At 68.7% G+C, this 15801-nt stretch carries 15 protein-coding genes and 1 riboswitch; of the genes, 3 read left to right on the top strand and 12 right to left on the bottom strand.

Translation table 11 applies throughout. From position 1 onward, the window contains the following. Positions 1 to 88: 88 nt before the first annotated feature. The 8 genes from lnt to QZM35_RS20335 all read right to left on the bottom strand — a co-directional run bounded on the left by lnt (position 89) and on the right by QZM35_RS20335 (position 8405). Positions 89 to 1777: an apolipoprotein N-acyltransferase gene (gene lnt, locus QZM35_RS20370; protein WP_301776686.1), complete on the bottom strand. Its 1689-nt coding sequence runs from the start codon at positions 1775 to 1777 to the stop codon at positions 89 to 91. 52 nt (positions 1778 to 1829) lie between these two features. Further along, positions 1830 to 2717 (bottom strand): HlyC/CorC family transporter, encoded by an 888-nt coding sequence (locus QZM35_RS20365; RefSeq protein ID WP_089426284.1) that lies wholly within the window; start codon positions 2715 to 2717, stop codon positions 1830 to 1832. A 309-nt stretch (positions 2718 to 3026) separates the two neighbouring features. Then, entirely contained in the window at positions 3027 to 3179 is a 153-nt protein-coding gene (locus QZM35_RS20360; protein ID WP_174972906.1) for a hypothetical protein, read from the bottom strand. Positions 3180 to 3237: 58 nt separating this feature from the next. Further along, positions 3238 to 3870 (bottom strand): gamma-glutamylcyclotransferase, encoded by a 633-nt coding sequence (locus QZM35_RS20355; protein WP_089426283.1) that lies wholly within the window; start codon positions 3868 to 3870, stop codon positions 3238 to 3240. A 12-nt stretch (positions 3871 to 3882) separates the two neighbouring features. After that, positions 3883 to 4659, bottom strand: a complete 777-nt coding sequence (gene ybeY / locus QZM35_RS20350) for an rRNA maturation RNase YbeY (protein ID WP_089426282.1) — start codon at positions 4657 to 4659, stop codon at positions 3883 to 3885. Positions 4660 to 4806: 147 nt separating this feature from the next. After that, positions 4807 to 5853, bottom strand: a complete 1047-nt coding sequence (locus QZM35_RS20345) for a PhoH family protein (RefSeq protein WP_089426281.1) — start codon at positions 5851 to 5853, stop codon at positions 4807 to 4809. A gap of 29 nt (positions 5854 to 5882) precedes the next feature. Further along, complete coding sequence (gene miaB, locus QZM35_RS20340) at positions 5883 to 7256, bottom strand: tRNA (N6-isopentenyl adenosine(37)-C2)-methylthiotransferase MiaB (protein ID WP_089426280.1); 1374 nt, start codon at positions 7254 to 7256, stop codon at positions 5883 to 5885. A gap of 216 nt (positions 7257 to 7472) precedes the next feature. Next, complete coding sequence (locus QZM35_RS20335) at positions 7473 to 8405, bottom strand: LysR family transcriptional regulator (protein WP_089426279.1); 933 nt, start codon at positions 8403 to 8405, stop codon at positions 7473 to 7475. 144 nt (positions 8406 to 8549) lie between these two features. Here QZM35_RS20335 and QZM35_RS20330 point away from each other — a divergent pair, with 144 nt between their 5' ends. The 3 genes from QZM35_RS20330 to ribB all read left to right on the top strand — a co-directional run bounded on the left by QZM35_RS20330 (position 8550) and on the right by ribB (position 11818). Next, positions 8550 to 9725 carry an MFS transporter gene (locus QZM35_RS20330; protein ID WP_301776685.1) on the top strand — a complete coding sequence of 392 codons (1176 nt, stop codon included), beginning with the start codon at positions 8550 to 8552 and terminating at the stop codon, positions 9723 to 9725. Between the two features lie 218 nt (positions 9726 to 9943). Beyond that, the gene (locus tag QZM35_RS20325; protein ID WP_069248802.1) at positions 9944 to 10645 is read left to right on the top strand and encodes a helix-turn-helix domain-containing protein; all 702 of its coding nucleotides are present in this window, start codon (positions 9944 to 9946) and stop codon (positions 10643 to 10645) included. 195 nt (positions 10646 to 10840) lie between these two features. Then, positions 10841 to 10989, top strand: a riboswitch (FMN riboswitch). A gap of 118 nt (positions 10990 to 11107) precedes the next feature. After that, a complete protein-coding gene (gene ribB, locus QZM35_RS20320) occupies positions 11108 to 11818 on the top strand; it encodes a 3,4-dihydroxy-2-butanone-4-phosphate synthase (protein ID WP_039360016.1) in 711 nt (236 codons plus the stop codon). Positions 11819 to 11924: 106 nt separating this feature from the next. Here ribB and QZM35_RS20315 read toward each other — a convergent pair whose 3' ends face one another. The 4 genes from QZM35_RS20315 to QZM35_RS20300 form a co-directional block, all read right to left on the bottom strand. Continuing rightward, positions 11925 to 12611, bottom strand: coding sequence for an HAD family phosphatase (locus QZM35_RS20315; protein WP_301776684.1), 687 nt, complete (start codon positions 12609 to 12611; stop codon positions 11925 to 11927). A gap of 202 nt (positions 12612 to 12813) precedes the next feature. Then, positions 12814 to 13800, bottom strand: a complete 987-nt coding sequence (gene iolG, locus QZM35_RS20310; RefSeq protein WP_301776683.1) for an inositol 2-dehydrogenase — start codon at positions 13798 to 13800, stop codon at positions 12814 to 12816. 71 nt (positions 13801 to 13871) lie between these two features. Continuing rightward, entirely contained in the window at positions 13872 to 14699 is an 828-nt protein-coding gene (locus QZM35_RS20305) for a TIM barrel protein (RefSeq protein ID WP_301776682.1), read from the bottom strand. 39 nt (positions 14700 to 14738) lie between these two features. Next, the gene (locus tag QZM35_RS20300; protein WP_301776681.1) at positions 14739 to 15761 is read right to left on the bottom strand and encodes a xylose isomerase; all 1023 of its coding nucleotides are present in this window, start codon (positions 15759 to 15761) and stop codon (positions 14739 to 14741) included. Positions 15762 to 15801 lie beyond the last annotated feature (40 nt).

Genomic DNA, 15801 nt, shown 5'->3' with positions numbered 1-15801 from the left:
GTTTCGCGGCTGCGGGCCGCTGCCGCATGTTGCAGCATGTTGGATTCGACGGCGGCCGCCACGCACTGCGCGGCGGCCGCCCGTTGCGTCATTCCGGCTGGTCGTCGCCGTTCTTCTTGCCGTTGCGCCGGCGCAGCCCGGGGCCGAACGTGAAACCGAACGCGAGCAGCACGAGCGACACCGCGAGCACGATGTTGTTGCCGCTCGTCACGTAGGGCGTGAAGCCGCTGGTGCCTTCGATCCGCACGTCGAGCGAGCCGATCGTGAACGGCTTCAGCTGTCCGAGCACGCGGCCGCGCGCATCGATCGCGGCCGTCATCCCCGTGTTGGTCGCGCGCAGCATCGGCCGGCCCGTCTCGAGCGAGCGCATCCGCGCGATCTGCAGGTGCTGGTCGAGCGCGATCGTGTCGCCGAACCACGCGAGGTTCGTCACGTTGACGAGCACGCCGGGCGGCTGCGGATTGTCGCGGATCGTCGCGGCGATTTCCTCGCCGAACAAGTCCTCGTAGCAGATGTCGGCCATCACGGGCTGGTTGTGCACGAGGAACGGCTTCTGCACGGGGGCGCCGCGCGCGAAGTCGCCGAGCGGCATCTTCATCAGGTCGACGAACCACCGGAAGCCCCACGGGATGAATTCGCCGAAGGGCACGAGGTGGTGCTTGTCGTAGTGATAGATGTCGCGCGAATTCGGCGTCACACCGTACAGGCTGTTCGTGTAGTCGACGTAGTGGCCGTCCTCGGTCACCGATGCGCCGACCGCGCCGAACAGCACGGCCGAGCCCGTCGTGTCGCTGAACTTGCGGATCGCGACGGCGAACGGCTCGGGCAGCTCCTGGATCATCACCGCGATCGCGGTTTCGGGCGTGACGATCAGGTCGGCCGGCTTCTCGATGATCATCTGCGTGTACATCTTGATCGCCGCGTCGATGCCCGCTTCCTCGAACTTGATGTCCTGCTTCACGTTGCCCTGCAGCAGCCGCACGGTGAGCGGCTTGTTCGCCGGCACGGTCCACGTGACCTGCGACAGGCCGAGACCGGCCGCGATCAGCGCGAGCGCGATGCCGGCCGGCGCGGCGATGCGCACGCGCGCATCGCCGGCGCGGGGCTCGGCAAGCGGCGACGGCCGGGCGGCGGCGAGCGCCTGCACGACGAGCGCGGCGAACAGCGCGAGCACCCACGCGATCCCGTACACGCCGGCGACCGGCGCGAAGCCCGCGAACGGGCCGTCGACCTGCGGATAGCCGCTGGCGAGCCACGGGAAGCCGGTGAGGACGGTGCCGCGCAGCCATTCGCCGAGCGCCCACGCGCTCGCGAACGCGAATGCGCCGTGCCAGGTCGGCGAGAACGGCCGCGGGTCGGGCGTGCGGCGATGCCACGCATGGCCCGCGCAGAACGACCACAGCCCGGCGGAGAACGCCGGGTACAGCGACAGGTACAGCGAGAACAGCACGAGCGCGCCGCCCGCGAGCGGCGCGGCCATCTCGCCGTACACGTGCATGCTGATGTAGAGCCACCAGACGCCGGTGATGAAGTTGCCGAAGCCGAACGCGCCGCCGGTGAGCGCGGCGCTGCGCCAGCTCGCGGTGCGCGTGAGCTGCGCGAAAAACCAGACGAATACGACGAGTTGCAGCCAGCCGCCATGCGGCGTCGGTGCGAAGCTGAGCGTATTGGCTGCACCGGCGAGCAGCGCGGCCGGGTAGTGCCAGCGCGGCATCGCGCGGCCGGGAGTCGGCGCGAGCAGGCCGCCAGCCGGGCGGGACAGGATCGGATCGTCCATGTGAAGCGGAAGTGGGCGAGCGGTTGTGGAACGCGCGGCTGGCGCGCGACGGTCAGTCCTCGTGCGAGGTTTCGGCGCGACGGCTGGCGAGCGGATTGCGGCGCACCAGCAGTACGTGGACCTGGCGCGCATCGCCGCGCTGGATCTCGAACACGAGGTTGCCGAGCTGCAGCTTTTCGCCGCGATGCGGGACGCGGCCGAAATGATGCGTGATCAGCCCGCCGATCGTGTCGACTTCGTCGTCGGGGAAATCGGTGCCGAACGTCTCGTTGAACTGCTCGATCTCGGTGAGCGCGCGCACGCGATAGCGGCCGTCGGGCCCCGAGATGATGTTGCCGGCTTCCTCGTCGAAGTCGTATTCGTCCTCGATGTCGCCGACGATCTGCTCGAGCACGTCCTCGATCGTGATCAGGCCCGCGACGCCGCCGTATTCGTCGACGACGATCGCGAGGTGGTTGCGGTTCACGCGGAAGTCGTGCAGCAGCACGTTCAGGCGCTTCGATTCGGGAATGAACACGGCCGGGCGCAGCATCCCGCGCACGTCGAATTCCTCTTCGGCATAGAAACGCAGCAGATCCTTCGCGAGCAGCACGCCGATGACGTTGTCGCGGTTCTCCTCGTACACGGGGTAGCGCGAGTGCGCCTTCTCGAGGACGAACGGGATGAAATCTTCGGGCTTGTCGGCGATGTTGATCGCGTCCATCTGGGCGCGCGGCACCATGATGTCGCGTGCGCACAGGTCGGATACCTGGAACACGCCTTCGATCATCGACAGCGAATCGGCGTCGATCAGGTTGCGCTCGTGGGCGTCCTGGAGGATTTCCAGCAGCTCGCCGCGGGATTCGGGCTCGGGCGAGATGAAGTCGGTCAGGCGCTCGAGCAGCGAGCGCTTTTCTTGCGGTTTGTCGGTTAGCTTACGACTGGGATACGAATCGTTCATGGTGGTGCGCCCGGGTCATGCCGGAGCGCGCTGTCACGGAGTAGGCAAGGATACACCAAGGGCACGACGCGACCGTGTCACACCGGCCGCACGGCCAGGGTGGGCGGCTCGCGCGGGCCCCGCTCGCGGACGCCCGCGCCGGGCGCGGCATCGTCCTCGGTTCCATCCTATCCCAGAAAGGCGCGGTGGGGCAGCGGCGGCAAAAAACGGGTGCGGAAGGGGTGGGGCGCCGTGACGCGGGAAAACGTCCGGCGGAGGCGGCCTGGGGCGGCATTCTGACGCACGCGGGTTTTGTCGCCGCGCCGCGGTTCAGAACCGCATGCCGGCCGAGCAGCCGCCGGCGGCCGCGCCGTTGGTCGCGGCGCCGCCGCAGCCCAGGATGCCGCAGCCGGACAGCGCGACGCTCGCGGCAACGAGCAGCGCGGCAATCCTGCAACGCGACCAGCGTGACGGTTTCATCATCGGGCGTGCCCTCGTTCGAATGCGCACGCGGCGCGGCAGCGCGTGGCGCCAGGCCGCGTCACCGGCATCGCGCGAGCAGGCCTTCAAGTGCGCGATCGGGGATGCCGCTCGCGCGCAGCGCGTCGACCGTGCGGCTCACGTAGTCGAGCGTCGTGCCGTAGCGGCCGGCCGCGCAGCTGAACACTTCCTTCACGACGGGATCGGTCAGCTTGCCCGTGTAGGTCGGCGCGTCGCGGCGCATCACGAACGCGAGCGCGTTCACGCGTTCGCCGCTTTCCAGCGAGCACGGCAGCCACGCGGGCCGGTACGAGCCCATCGGCATTTCGCGCTTCCACAACGTTTCGAGGTGCGGTTGCGCGGTCGGGCCCGCGAGCCGGAACGCGATGCCCGAGCAGGAGCCGCCGCGATCGAGCGCGAGCACGAGGCCCGGGCGTTCGGGCGTGCCGCGGTTCACGCGCGACCACAGGTAGAGCCCGCGATGATAGCCATGCACCTTGCCGCGCACCGCGGCGACGGTCGGCAACCCCGGGTTCCAGATCAGCGAGCCATAGCCGAACAGCCAGAGATCCTGCTGGCCGTCCCAGTCGCGCATCGTATGCGCGAGCGAGGCCGCGAGCTCGTCTTCCGTCAGCAGGCGCCCGGCGCCGATCGACGGCGGGTAGGCGGGCGGGAGCGTCGCGGCGTTGCGCATCGTGCGGAGGGCTTACTGGTACGGGTTCGGGAAGCCCAGCTTCGCGAGGATGTCGACTTCGAGCGCTTCCATTTCGGCTGCGTCCTCGTCGCTCGTCTCGTGGTCGTAGCCCTGCGCGTGCAGCGCGCCGTGCACCAGCAGGTGCGCGTAATGGGCCGTGAGCGGCTTGCCCTGATCGTGCGCTTCCTTCTCGACGACCGGGCAGCACAGCACGAGGTCGCCGATCACGGTGCCGTCGGGTGCCGCGTCGTACGCGAAGGTCAGCACGTTGGTCGGGTAGTCCTTGTGGCGGTAGCCGGCGTTCAGCGTGCGGCCTTCTTCGTCGCCGACGAAGCGCACCGTGAGCTGCGCGCTGGCGAACAGCGCGGGCTCGATCCACTCGGCGATCAGCTTGCGCTTGGGCAGCGTCTTGCGCACGTCGCTCGTGATTTCGTCACCGTATTGCACGGACAGGTCGAGCTCCGGCTCGCGCAGCGCGTCCTCGGCGTCGTCTTCGCGCGGGGCGGGCTCGGCGCCCACGTGCAGCGTCACGCTGTCGTAGTGCTCGGGCTGCAGCGCGAGCTTCGCGCGCATGGCCGGATCGTTGTGCTGCGCGACGATCGCGACGGCGGCTTCTCCCGAACTGCCCGACAGGTCGAACATCAGGCTGCGGCCATCCGGGAAGTCGATTCGCAGCCCTTGCGCGTTGACGGTCCGGGCCTTGCCCTTCGCATCGAACAGCGACAGGCGGGGGGAGGCGGGCGCGGCCGGCTGGGCGCGCCCGGACTTGCGGGAACGGGAGGATTTCATGACGCGTACGGCGATTAGGACGCGTTGAGGATACACCAAACGGCCGATCGCACCCGAATTCGCACAGGCGAAAAAAAGCCCGGCGCGCCGTGTGGCGGGCCGGGCCGGGCTGTCGGGCCGGGGCGGCGTACGGGTGCCGCCGGCCGGTCAGCCGTCCTGGTGCTGCGCGTGGAATTCGTCGTACGCCTCGACGATGCGCGCGACGAGCGGATGGCGCACGACGTCCGCGCTCGTGAAGCGCGTGAGCGCGATGCCGCGCACGCCGCCGAGCACCTGCTGCGCCTCGACGAGGCCGCTCTTGTGGCCGCGCGGCAAGTCGACCTGGCTCGTATCGCCGGTCACGACGGCCTTCGAGCCGAAGCCGATCCGCGTGAGGAACATCTTCATCTGCTCGGGCGTCGTGTTCTGCGCCTCGTCGAGGATGATGAACGCGTGGTTCAGCGTGCGGCCGCGCATGTACGCGAGCGGCGCGATCTCGATCATCTGGCGCTCGAACATCTTCGCCGTCTTGTCGAAGCCGAGCAGGTCGTACAGCGCGTCGTACAGCGGACGCAGGTACGGGTCGACCTTCTGCGCGAGATCGCCCGGCAGGAAGCCGAGCCGCTCGCCGGCCTCGACGGCCGGGCGCGTCAGCACGATCCGCTTGACCTGGTCGCGCTCGAGCGCGTCGACCGCGCACGCGACCGCGAGGTAGGTCTTGCCGGTGCCGGCCGGCCCGATGCCGAACGTCACGTCGTGCGACAGGATCTGCTTCAGGTACTCGCGCTGCGCCGGCGTGCGGCCGCGCAGGTCGGCGCGCCGCGTGTAGAGCTTCGGCGCGGGCTCCTCGTCCGGCTCGCTGGCGTCGAGCTGCACGACGGGCTCGTCGAACGGATGGTCGGGGTCGCCGCGAAAGCGCACGTCGAGCGTGTCCTGGCGGCCGTTGCCGGACGTATGGCGCACTTCGACCAGCGCGAGCTGGATGTCGTCGACCGACAGCGCATCGCGCGCGCGGTTGTAGAAGTTCTCGAGTGCGGCGAGCGCGAGCTTGGCGCCGCGCCCGCGGATCGCGATCCGGTGGCCGCGTCGCGACAGCGTGACGTCGAGCGCCTGTTCGATCTGCCGCAGGTTCTCGTCGAGCGGGCCGCAGAGGTTGGCGAGGCGCGCGTTGTCGTCGCGCGGCGCGACGAATTCCAGTGCTTGGGTCGGCTTCAAAGTGGCGTCGGGCTCCTGTTGAGCGTCAGTCAGTGCGTGGCCGCGCTCGCGTCGTCGCTGACGAGCACGAGCTCGCCGCGCAGCGAATGCGGGTAGGCGTGGTTGATCTTCACGTCGATCATCTGGCCGATCAGGCGCGGGTGCGACGCGAGCGGCGCCGGGAAATTCACGACCCGGTTGTTCTCGGTACGGCCCGCGAGTTCGTTCGGGTCCTTGCGCGACGGGCCCTCGACGAGGATCCGCTCGACCTTCCCGACCATCGACTCGCTGATGCGCGCGACGTTTTCCTCGATGGTCGCCTGCAGATGTTGCAGGCGTTTGAGCTTCACGTCGCGCGGCGTGTCGTCATGCAGGTTCGCGGCCGGCGTGCCGGGGCGCGGGCTGTAGATGAACGAGAAGCTGGTGTCGTAGCCCATCTCGTGCACGAGCGCCATCATCTTGTCGAAATCGTCCTCGGTCTCGCCGGGGAAGCCGACGATCATGTCGGTCGACAGCGACAGGTCCGGGCGGATCGCGCGCAGCTTGCGGATCACCGACTTGTATTCAAGCACCGTGTAGCCGCGCTTCATCGCCATCAGGATGCGGTCGGAGCCGTGCTGGACGGGCAGGTGCAGGTGGCTCACGAGCTTCGGCACCTTCGCGTAGGTGTCGATCAGGCGCTGCGTGAATTCCTTCGGGTGCGACGTCGTGTAGCGGATCCGCTCGATGCCGGGGATGTCGGCGACGTATTCGATCAGCGTCGCGAAATCGGCGATTTCCGACGAGCCGGCCGCCAGCGCGCCGCGATATGCGTTCACGTTCTGGCCGAGCAGCGTGACTTCGCGCACGCCCTGGTCGGCGAGGCCGGCCACTTCGGTCAGCACGTCGTCGAGCGGGCGCGACACTTCATCGCCGCGCGTGTACGGCACCACGCAGTAGCTGCAGTACTTCGAGCAGCCTTCCATGATCGACACGAACGCGCTCGGCCCCTCGACGCGCGCGGGCGGCAGGTGGTCGAACTTCTCGATTTCGGGGAACGAGATGTCGACCTGCGCACGGCCGCTCTCGCGGCGCGCGTCGATCATCTGCGGCAGGCGGTGCAGGGTTTGCGGGCCGAACACGAGGTCGACGTACGGCGCGCGCGACACGATCGATGCGCCTTCCTGGCTCGCGACGCAGCCGCCGACGCCGATCAGCAGGCCGGGCTTCGCTTCCTTCAGCTCGCGTACGCGGCCGAGATCGGAGAACACCTTCTCCTGCGCCTTTTCACGCACCGAGCAGGTGTTGAACAGGATGATGTCCGCGTCTTCCGGCGTATCGGTCTTTTCGAGGCCTTCGGCCGCATTCAGCACGTCCACCATCTTGTCCGAGTCGTACTCGTTCATCTGGCAGCCGAAGGTCTTAACGTAAACTTTCTTGGTCATGGGGGTTCGCCGTTCGCAGTGGTTGACCTGGGGGCGTCGTCTATCAGGTGAATCGGGACGGCCGTGCGCTGCGCGCGGTTGGCGCGCAGCCAGCATGAAAAGCCGTCGGGAAAGCCTTTCATTATAGCTTTTCATGCTGGCCGGGACGGGCGGCGGGTTGCGGCCGCGCGACGCCGTCCGCCAGGTTCCGACCCCTTGGCGTCGGCGCGCCGGCCGTCAGCGGCACGCGTTCAGCAGGTCTTCGTGCGCGGTTTCCTCGCGCGCGAAGCGTTCGGCGAGAAAGTCGAGCAGCACGCGCACGCGCGGCGCCATGTAGCGCTTGCCCGGATAAATCGCGTGTAGCGGCGCGCTCTGGTGCCGCCAGTCCGGCAGCAGGACCTTGAGCCGCCCGGCGCGGATGTCGTCGGCGACATCCCAGATCGAGTTCAGCACGATGCCGCGGCCGCGCAGCGCCCACTCGCGGGCGAGGCCGCCGTCGTTGGTCTCGAACGCGGTGGCGAGCGGCACCGTGCAGGTCTGGGTGTCGTCGCCGCGCGTGAAGCGCCAGGTGTTCATCGGTCCGGACGCCACCGTGATCACGTTGCACGGAAAGCGGGCCAGATCGTGCGGGTCACTCGGCACGCCGTGACGTTCGATGAACGACGGCGACGCGCACGGCACGCGCCGGTCCGCGGCGAGCCGGCGGGCGATCAGCGCGCCGTCGGGCGGCGCCGCGAAGCGGATCGCGAGGTCGATCTCGTCCTGCCACAGGTTCACCGTCGAGTCGGACGCCGTCAGCGAGAACGTCACGTCCGGGTAGCGCGCGGTGAATTCGTCGAGCCAGTCGAGCAGCCGTCGGCGGCCGAAATCGGACGTCGCCGACAGCCGCACCCGGCCGCCGACGACGTTGCGGCCGGCCTGCAGCAGCGCGTTCGCGTCGTCGAGCGCCTGCAATGCCTGCCGGCAGCCGTTCAGGTACAGGCGGCCCTCGTCGGTGAGCCGCAACTGCCGGGTCGAACGGTCGAACAGCCGGGTGGCGACCGCCGCCTCGAGCTTCGCCAGCCGCGCGCTCGCGGCGGCCGGCGTGAGGTTCAGCTTGCGCCCGGCGGCGGACAGGCTGCCCAGTTCGGCCGCCTCGACGAACAGCCGGATATCGCCCAGTCGATCCATGCGATTTTCCAGAAATATTTGAAAATGGTTCAAATGCCACGCCAATTATCAAATATCGGCATCTTCGGGACAATGCGCACATCCTGCCTTTTGTGCGGTGCGGCACCGCCCGGGCGCCGCGCCCGCCGCCTTCCGGAGAACGACATGCCCATTCCGTTACTGGCGCTTGCGATCAGCGCCTTCGCCATCGGTACCACCGAGTTCATCATCATGGGCCTGCTGCCCGAGGTCGCACGCGATCTGGCCGTGTCGCTGCCGTCGGCCGGCCTGCTGGTCACGGGCTACGCGCTCGGTGTCGCGGCCGGCGCGCCGCTGCTCGCGGTGCTGACGAGCCGCATGCCGCGCAAGGCCGCGCTGCAATGGCTGATGGCGATCTTCATCATCGGCAACGTGCTGTGCGCGACCGCGTCCGGCTACGCGATGCTGATGGTCGCGCGGGTCGTCACGTCGTTCGCGCACGGGTCGTTCTTCGGGATCGGCGCGGTGGTCGCCGCGTCGCTCGTGCCCGCCGACAAGCGTGCGAGCGCGATCGCGCTGATGTTCACGGGGCTCACGCTGTCGAACGTGCTCGGCGTGCCGTTCGGCACCTTCGTCGGCCAGCTGCTCGGCTGGCGCGCGTCGTTCTGGATCGTCGCCGCGCTCGGCGTGCTGTCGCTCGGCGGCGTCGCCGCGCTGGTGCCGAACCGCCACGACAGCGGGCCGGTCGGCCTCGGCCAAGAAGTGCGCGTGCTGAAGGAGCCGCAGGTGTGGCTCGCGCTGCTGATGACCGTGCTCGGCTTCGGCGGCGTGTTCGTCGTGTTCACGTACATCGCGCCGATTCTCCAGTCCGTGTCGGGCTATTCGCCGCGCGCGGTCGCGCTGATCCTCGTGCTGTTCGGCGCGGGGCTGACGATCGGCAACACGCTCGGCGGCAAGCTCGCCGACCGCGCGCTGATGCCGTCGCTGATCGCGATCCTCGTCGCGCTGATGGCCGTGATGGTCGTGTTCGCCAGGACGAGCCACCATCCGGTCGCGGCGGCCGTCACCGTGTTCGTATGGGGGATCGCCGCATTCGCGACGGTGCCGCCGCTCCAGGCGCACGTGGTCGAGAAGGCCGCAAGCGCGCCGCATCTCGCATCGACGCTGAACATCGGCGCGTTCAACGTCGGCAATGCGCTCGGCGCGTGGCTCGGCGGTCTTGCGCTGGAGCACGGCCTGGCGCTCGATGCGCTGCCCTGGGTGGCCGTCGCGGTGACGTTCGCGGCGCTCGTCGTCACGTGGTTCGCGATGCGGCTCGGCGCGCGCGGGCCGTCGCGCGGCACGGCACCGGCGGCGCAATGAGCGGTGCAACGCGCGGCGCCCGCATGACGCGATAGCGGCAGGAAAAGGTTCGCGAGGAACGCATTCCTCCGCGATGCTGATAACGGTGTGAAGATAACTTCGTTTGCCGGTGCAAGACCGGGTGATAGCGTCTCGATACGCGCCGTTGCTGGCGCAATCCGATTCCGATCCCGGCTTACCCCATTCGCAGGGCTGCACCGCGGCCCGGAGGCAATGCTATGTCTTCATCCCTGGCGCTCGTGCGCGACGTGTCTTCCTTCGAATCCGGCAACGCCGCCGATGCGCGGGCGTCCGCGTCGCTCGACGTGCTCGAACAGGTCGTTGGCGTGAACCTCGCGCGGTTGCGTGCCGAGCGGCAATTGTCGCTCGATGCGCTCGCGCGGCTGTCCGGCGTGTCGCGCGCGATGCTCGCGCAGATCGAGTCGGCGCGCAGCGTGCCGTCGATCAAGGTGCTCTGCAAGATCGCCGCGGCGCTGAAGGTATCGGTCGCCGCCTTCCTGCGCCGCCATGCCGTGAACGGCTTCGAGCATCTGGCGGCCGAGCGTGCGTCGCGGGTCGTCAGCTCGAACGGCCGCTTCTCGGCACGCGCGCTGTACCCGGAAGGCGAGCCGGCCGCGGCCGAGTTCCACGAGCTGCGGATCGCGCCGCTGCATACGGAGCCCGGCGCCCGCCGCGCGCCCGGCACGACGGTCAACCTCGTCGTCAGCGAGGGCACGCTCGAAGTCAGCGTGCACGACCGCCGCCAGTTGCTCGCGACCGGCGACGCGATCGTGTTCGATGCCGACCAGCCGTACAGCCTGCGCAACCCGGGCGACAGCGAAGCGCGTGCATTTCGCGTGACGGTGAGCCCCGAGGTGCCGCCGCGCTGGCTCGTGCCCGATGCGGCGCACGCGGCACATGCCGCGCACGCGGCCGGCTGACCGCGCAACGCAGGCCGCACGGAAGCGGCTCGCGTGCTCGCCGTTCGGACGAGAACGCGGGTCGGCCGTCGGCCGTTTGGACGATGCCGTTAGACGGAGTCGTCAGTAAGGTTTTAGGCCGTGTCCGCTGCGCCGAGCGCGCAGCTGTTGTATGCTTGGCCCGCCGTCGATGGGGTTGGCCCATCCGGCAAATCAGTGCGTCTTCAGGGCGGGGTGCAATTCCCCACCGGCGGTAGGCTGGCGTAAGCCGGCGAGCCCGCGAGCGCCCGCGCATTTGCGCGGGGTCAGCAGATCTGGTCGAATGCCAGAGCCGACGGTCATAGTCCGGATGAGAGAAGATGTGCAGATAGTCATGTCCGTCAGGGCCGCTTCGCCATGTGTGCGAAGCGGGTTGTCGTTCTGTCTGTTTGCAATGCCCTGAAACGTTTTTCGCCCAAATCGTATTTGCGAGGAGCGTTTCACATGTCCTTGATGTCCGTTTCGTCGGCCCCCGCCGACGCCTTTGCCGATCTCCCGTTGCTGGATTCCGAACCGGTGCCGCCGCGCATCGCCGCCGCGCTCGAAGCGATGCGCGCAGGCCGTGCCGTGGTGCTGCAGGACGACCACGACCGCGAGAACGAAGCCGACCTGATCGTTGCCGCCGAGCGCATCACGCCCGAGACGATGGCGCTGCTGATCCGCGAATGCAGCGGCATCGTGTGCCTGTGCCTGACCGACGACACCGTGCGTGCGCTCGAGCTGCCGCCGATGGTGCAGACCAACGAGAGCCGCAACGGCACCGCGTTCACCGTGTCGATCGAGGCACGCGAAGGCGTGCATACGGGCGTATCGGCGGCCGATCGCGTGACGACGATTCGCGCGGCGATCGCAGAAGGCGCGAAGCCGCACGACATCGTGCGCCCGGGCCACGTGTTTCCGTTGCGTGCGCAACCGGGCGGCGTGCTGGCGCGTCGCGGTCACACCGAAGGCACGGTCGACCTGTCGATCCTCGCGGGCCTGAAGCCGGCCGGCGTGCTGTGCGAGCTGATGAATCCGGATGGCACGATGACGCGCGGCGACGATGTCGAACGTTTCGCGCAACAGCACGGGTTGCCGATGCTGACGATCGCGGAACTCGTCGAGTTTCGCGAGGCGCTGGCCGCCGCGCGCGAGCGCTGCTGCGAACCGGCCTGAGTGCTGTGAAGGGGAAGGTGGGCGCGTTCGCGCGCCCGTTGCGCGGCGTGCGTGAACCGGTGCACGCCGCATCGGCCCGATCAGCCTGATCGGGCCGGCACGACCATCAGGACTGTACGTCCCCGAATTCGCCGCGCATGCCGGCTTCGACGAGCGCCGGCAGTTCGTCCATCTTGCGCATGATTCGCGTGATGCCCATCGCGCGCAGCGCGTCCGCGTAGTTGTCGGGGATATGGCTCGCGCCGACGAATGCGATCGTCTTCATGCCTGCCGCCCGCGCGGCATTCAATCCCGACACGCTGTCCTCGACGACGATGCAGCGCTCCGGCGCGACGCCGAGCGTGTGTGCCGCATGCAGGTAGACGTCGGGGTAGGGCTTCGGCCGCGCCACCTGCTCGGAGCTGAACACGCGATCGCCGAAGATCTCGGTGAGCGCCGCGCGCTTCAGCGAGCTGCGCACGCGTGCGAGCCGGCTGTTCGACACGACGGCCGCCGGCAGGCTCACCTTCAGCAGCGCGTCGCGCACGCCGGAGATCGGCGCGAGCGATTGCGCCAGCGCGCGCTCGATGTTGTGCTCGATGGTCTCGATGAAGTTGGCCGGCATCTCGATCCCGAAGCGGGATTCGATTCCCGCCAGGAAGCGCGACGTCTGCTGGCCGAACGCCGACTTGGCGGCGGCTTCGAAATCGAGATCCGGGAACGTGGCGGACAGCGTGTCGAGCAGGACGCGGTCGGCAATGATTTCGCTGTCGACGAGCACGCCGTCGCAGTCGCAGATGAGGTGATCGAGCATGGTGGTGAAAAAGCGGGATGTCGGCGACACAGATCAATTCGCCATCATACGTGCATTCACGCACACGCCGCGCGACGCTTCGGCAAATTTTCCCGACGCGGCCGCGCGCTGGCTGCGTCTCGTCCGGGTGGGGTGCCGATCGTCCGGCGGCGGCCCGCTTGCGCGGTTCGCCGCCGCCTGTCACCGCTTGTCGCCCGTGACGTCACAGCTCGATTACGCGCCCCGTTTTCCACGAAGTCATCGCGGCCTCGGCCAGTTCGAGCGCGGCGAGCCCGTCGTCGATCGTCATGCGGACCGGCGTGCCGTCGCGCAGCGCATCGACGAAGTGCGCGATCTCGGCCGCATACGCGTGCCGGTAGCGTTCGAGAAAGAACGGCTCCGGCACATCCGTCGCGATGCCGGCCGCGAGCCACGCGCTCACCTCGGTCGGCCGCACGTTGCCGGCCTGCAGCATTCCGGTGCTGCCGAGCAGCTCGAAACGCTGGTCGTAACCGTACGCGGCACGCCGCGACGTGTTGATCTGGCACAGCAGCCCGCGTCGCGTGCGGATCGTCACGGCCGTCGAATCGATGTCGCCCGCGTCGTGCACGGCCGGATCGGTCAGGCAACTGCCGGTCGCGTGCAGCGTCTGCGCTTCGTCGCCGAGAATCCAGCGGAACACGTCGAAGTCGTGGATCAGCATGTCCTTGAAGATGCCGCCCGAACTGCGGATGTAGTCGACGGGCGGTGCGCCCGGGTCGCGGCTCGTGACGACCAGCATTTCCGGCGCGCCGATCTCGCCGCGCTCGACGCGCGCCTTCAGCGCGGCGAACGTCGGGTCGAAGCGGCGCTGGAAGCCGATCATGCAGGTCACGCCGCTGCGCCGGACGGCGTCCGCGCACGTACGCGAGCGCTCGACGCTCAGGTCGACGGGCTTCTCGCAGAATAGGGCCTTGCCCGCATTCGCGGCCGCGACGATCAGGTCCGCATGCGTGTCGGTGCTCGACGCGATCACGACCGCCCGGACAGCCGGATCGCCGAGTGCGCGCTCGATGTCGGCCACCTGCGCGCCGTGCGCGTGGGCCAGCGCTTCGGCCGACGGCGCATGCCGGTCGATGACGTACTTCAGCTTCGCGCCCGGATGGCGCGCGAGATTCGCCGCATGGATCTTGCCGATCCGTCCCGCGCCGAACAACGCGAATTCGATCATTCCGTTCTCCTGTTGATTTCGTGAATATGCGCCGGTGCGCGGCTGCAGTTGGCCGTGCACCGTGGCGGCGCTCATTGATTCGCCAGTTCGCCGCGCACGTAGTCGATGCTCGCTCGCAGTCGGTCCTCGATGTCGTCGGCCTCGGCGATTTCGTGCGCGAACGGCTCGAACGAGAACGCGCCACGGTAGCCGCGCGCGAGCAGTTGGCGCAGTTGCCGGATATTGCCGAGCCGGTCGGCGCCGCCGACCAGCACGCGATGGTCGTCGCGCATCCGGTCGACCGGCAGGTCGTCCTCTTCGACGCCAGAGACGTGCACGAGGCCGGTCAGGTTCGGGAAGAAGATGTCCTCGCCCGACAGGTGATGGTGGAACGTGTCGTGCACGAGCCGGAACACCTGTTCGCCCGCCGCGTCGTAGATGCCTTTCACCGCATCCGACTTGCGGCGCAGCGCGCATTCCTCGAAGCCGAGCGGCTCGATGAAGCCGAGCAGGCCGCGCGCGTCGAGGATCGGCCTGAGCGCCTTCAGCGCCTTCACGAGATCCGCGTGGCGCACGTCCGCGCTGCGCGTGTCGCCGCGGCTGTTGGTCGGGCACAGCACCAGCGCACGCGCGCCGCATTGCGCCGCGTAGTCGGCCAGCACGGTCGCCTCGTCCGCGCGCTCGGCGTTCCATTGCTCGAAGCGCTGCAGCGCGTTGATCGTCAGGATCGTCACGCCGCCGGCTTCGGCCGTTGCGCGCACGGTGGCGGCCGGCGTGCCGTCGGCGATCTCGACGCCGTCGAGATCGTTGCGGATCTCGATCGTGTCGACGCCGAGGCGCTGGCACAGCGCGACGTAACGGTCGAACGGCAAGCGCGGGGCGCTCATCCGGTTCAGCGAAAAATGGAAGGCTTGCGTCATCGTTCTGTCCTTGGGTCTCGAGTGGGGGCGGGGGGCGAATCAGGTGCCGGTGTGTGCGACGTCGGCTGCCGGCGGCGCGGCGAGGGCACGCCACGTGTCGCGCAGCCAGTGCGCGCATGCGACGTTGTTGTCGAAGATCGAATAGCGCGCGCCGCCGCCGTAGTCGGGAAACGGGATGAATTCGCAACTGATCTGCTCGACGCGCGCCGGCTGTGCGTGGGCCTGCGCGTGCAGCAACTGCCGAAGCGCGGCCTTCCACGTGTCGAGTTCATCCGCGCGCCATGCGCTGTGATAGGTGCCCGGTGCGGGGGCGACGAACGGATACTGGATGCCGCGCCCGGGCCTGCCGTCGGCGCGGCGCATCCACGGGTTGTCCGGATTATTCGGCATCACGCTGCGGGCATGCGCATGCCGGACCCAGCCGCACGCGATCCAGTCGGCGTAGAGGGCGTCGGGCGATGCAGGGTCGAGCAACCGCCGGCCGCCGTCGGCCGCGTCGCGGATGCCCGATGCATCGAGTTCGGTGTGGTTGCCGATCTTGAACAGCAGGTGCGAATGATCGAGCGTGATCCGGAACGGCACGCCGGCCTGCTCGACAAGCCGTGCGACGCGTGCGATGCGCGTGAAATCCTCGCTCCACATGTCGACGTGCACTTCGAGGCTCGGCAGGCAGCCGGCCGGCTCGCCGCGCTCGTAGGTCCGCAGGTAGAAATCGGCGACCTCGCGATCGGACAGCGGATGGCCGCTCGCGTGACGCGCATGCAGCTGACAGTTGAGCACCGTGCTGCCGAAGCGCGCGCCCGCGTCGACGATCTCGGCGACGTGCGCTTCGTCACGGCCCGCGCACCAGATGCCACCGATCACGCGAATCGGCAGCGCATGGCGTTCGACCAGCGCGAAATACGGCGACAGGTCTTCGCCGCGCGCCGGATTCTTTTCGACGTAGTCGAACACACCGGCGCCGGCGACCATCCGGAAGCGTTCGGCGGGCGCGGGCAACGGCAGGCCGTCGTGTTCGAGCACGCCGTCGAGGTTCACGCCGATGAGGATCGGTTCAGCCATCGTCTCCTGTCCGCCATTGTCATGGGATGGGCTGCCCAAT

Origin of the sequence: Burkholderia sp. AU45274 (assembly GCF_030482505.1) — a bacterium.
Taxonomy (GTDB): domain Bacteria; phylum Pseudomonadota; class Gammaproteobacteria; order Burkholderiales; family Burkholderiaceae; genus Burkholderia.
The sequence above is the reverse complement of the archived record's forward strand: the minus strand, read 5'-3'. Positions and strand labels throughout refer to the sequence as shown.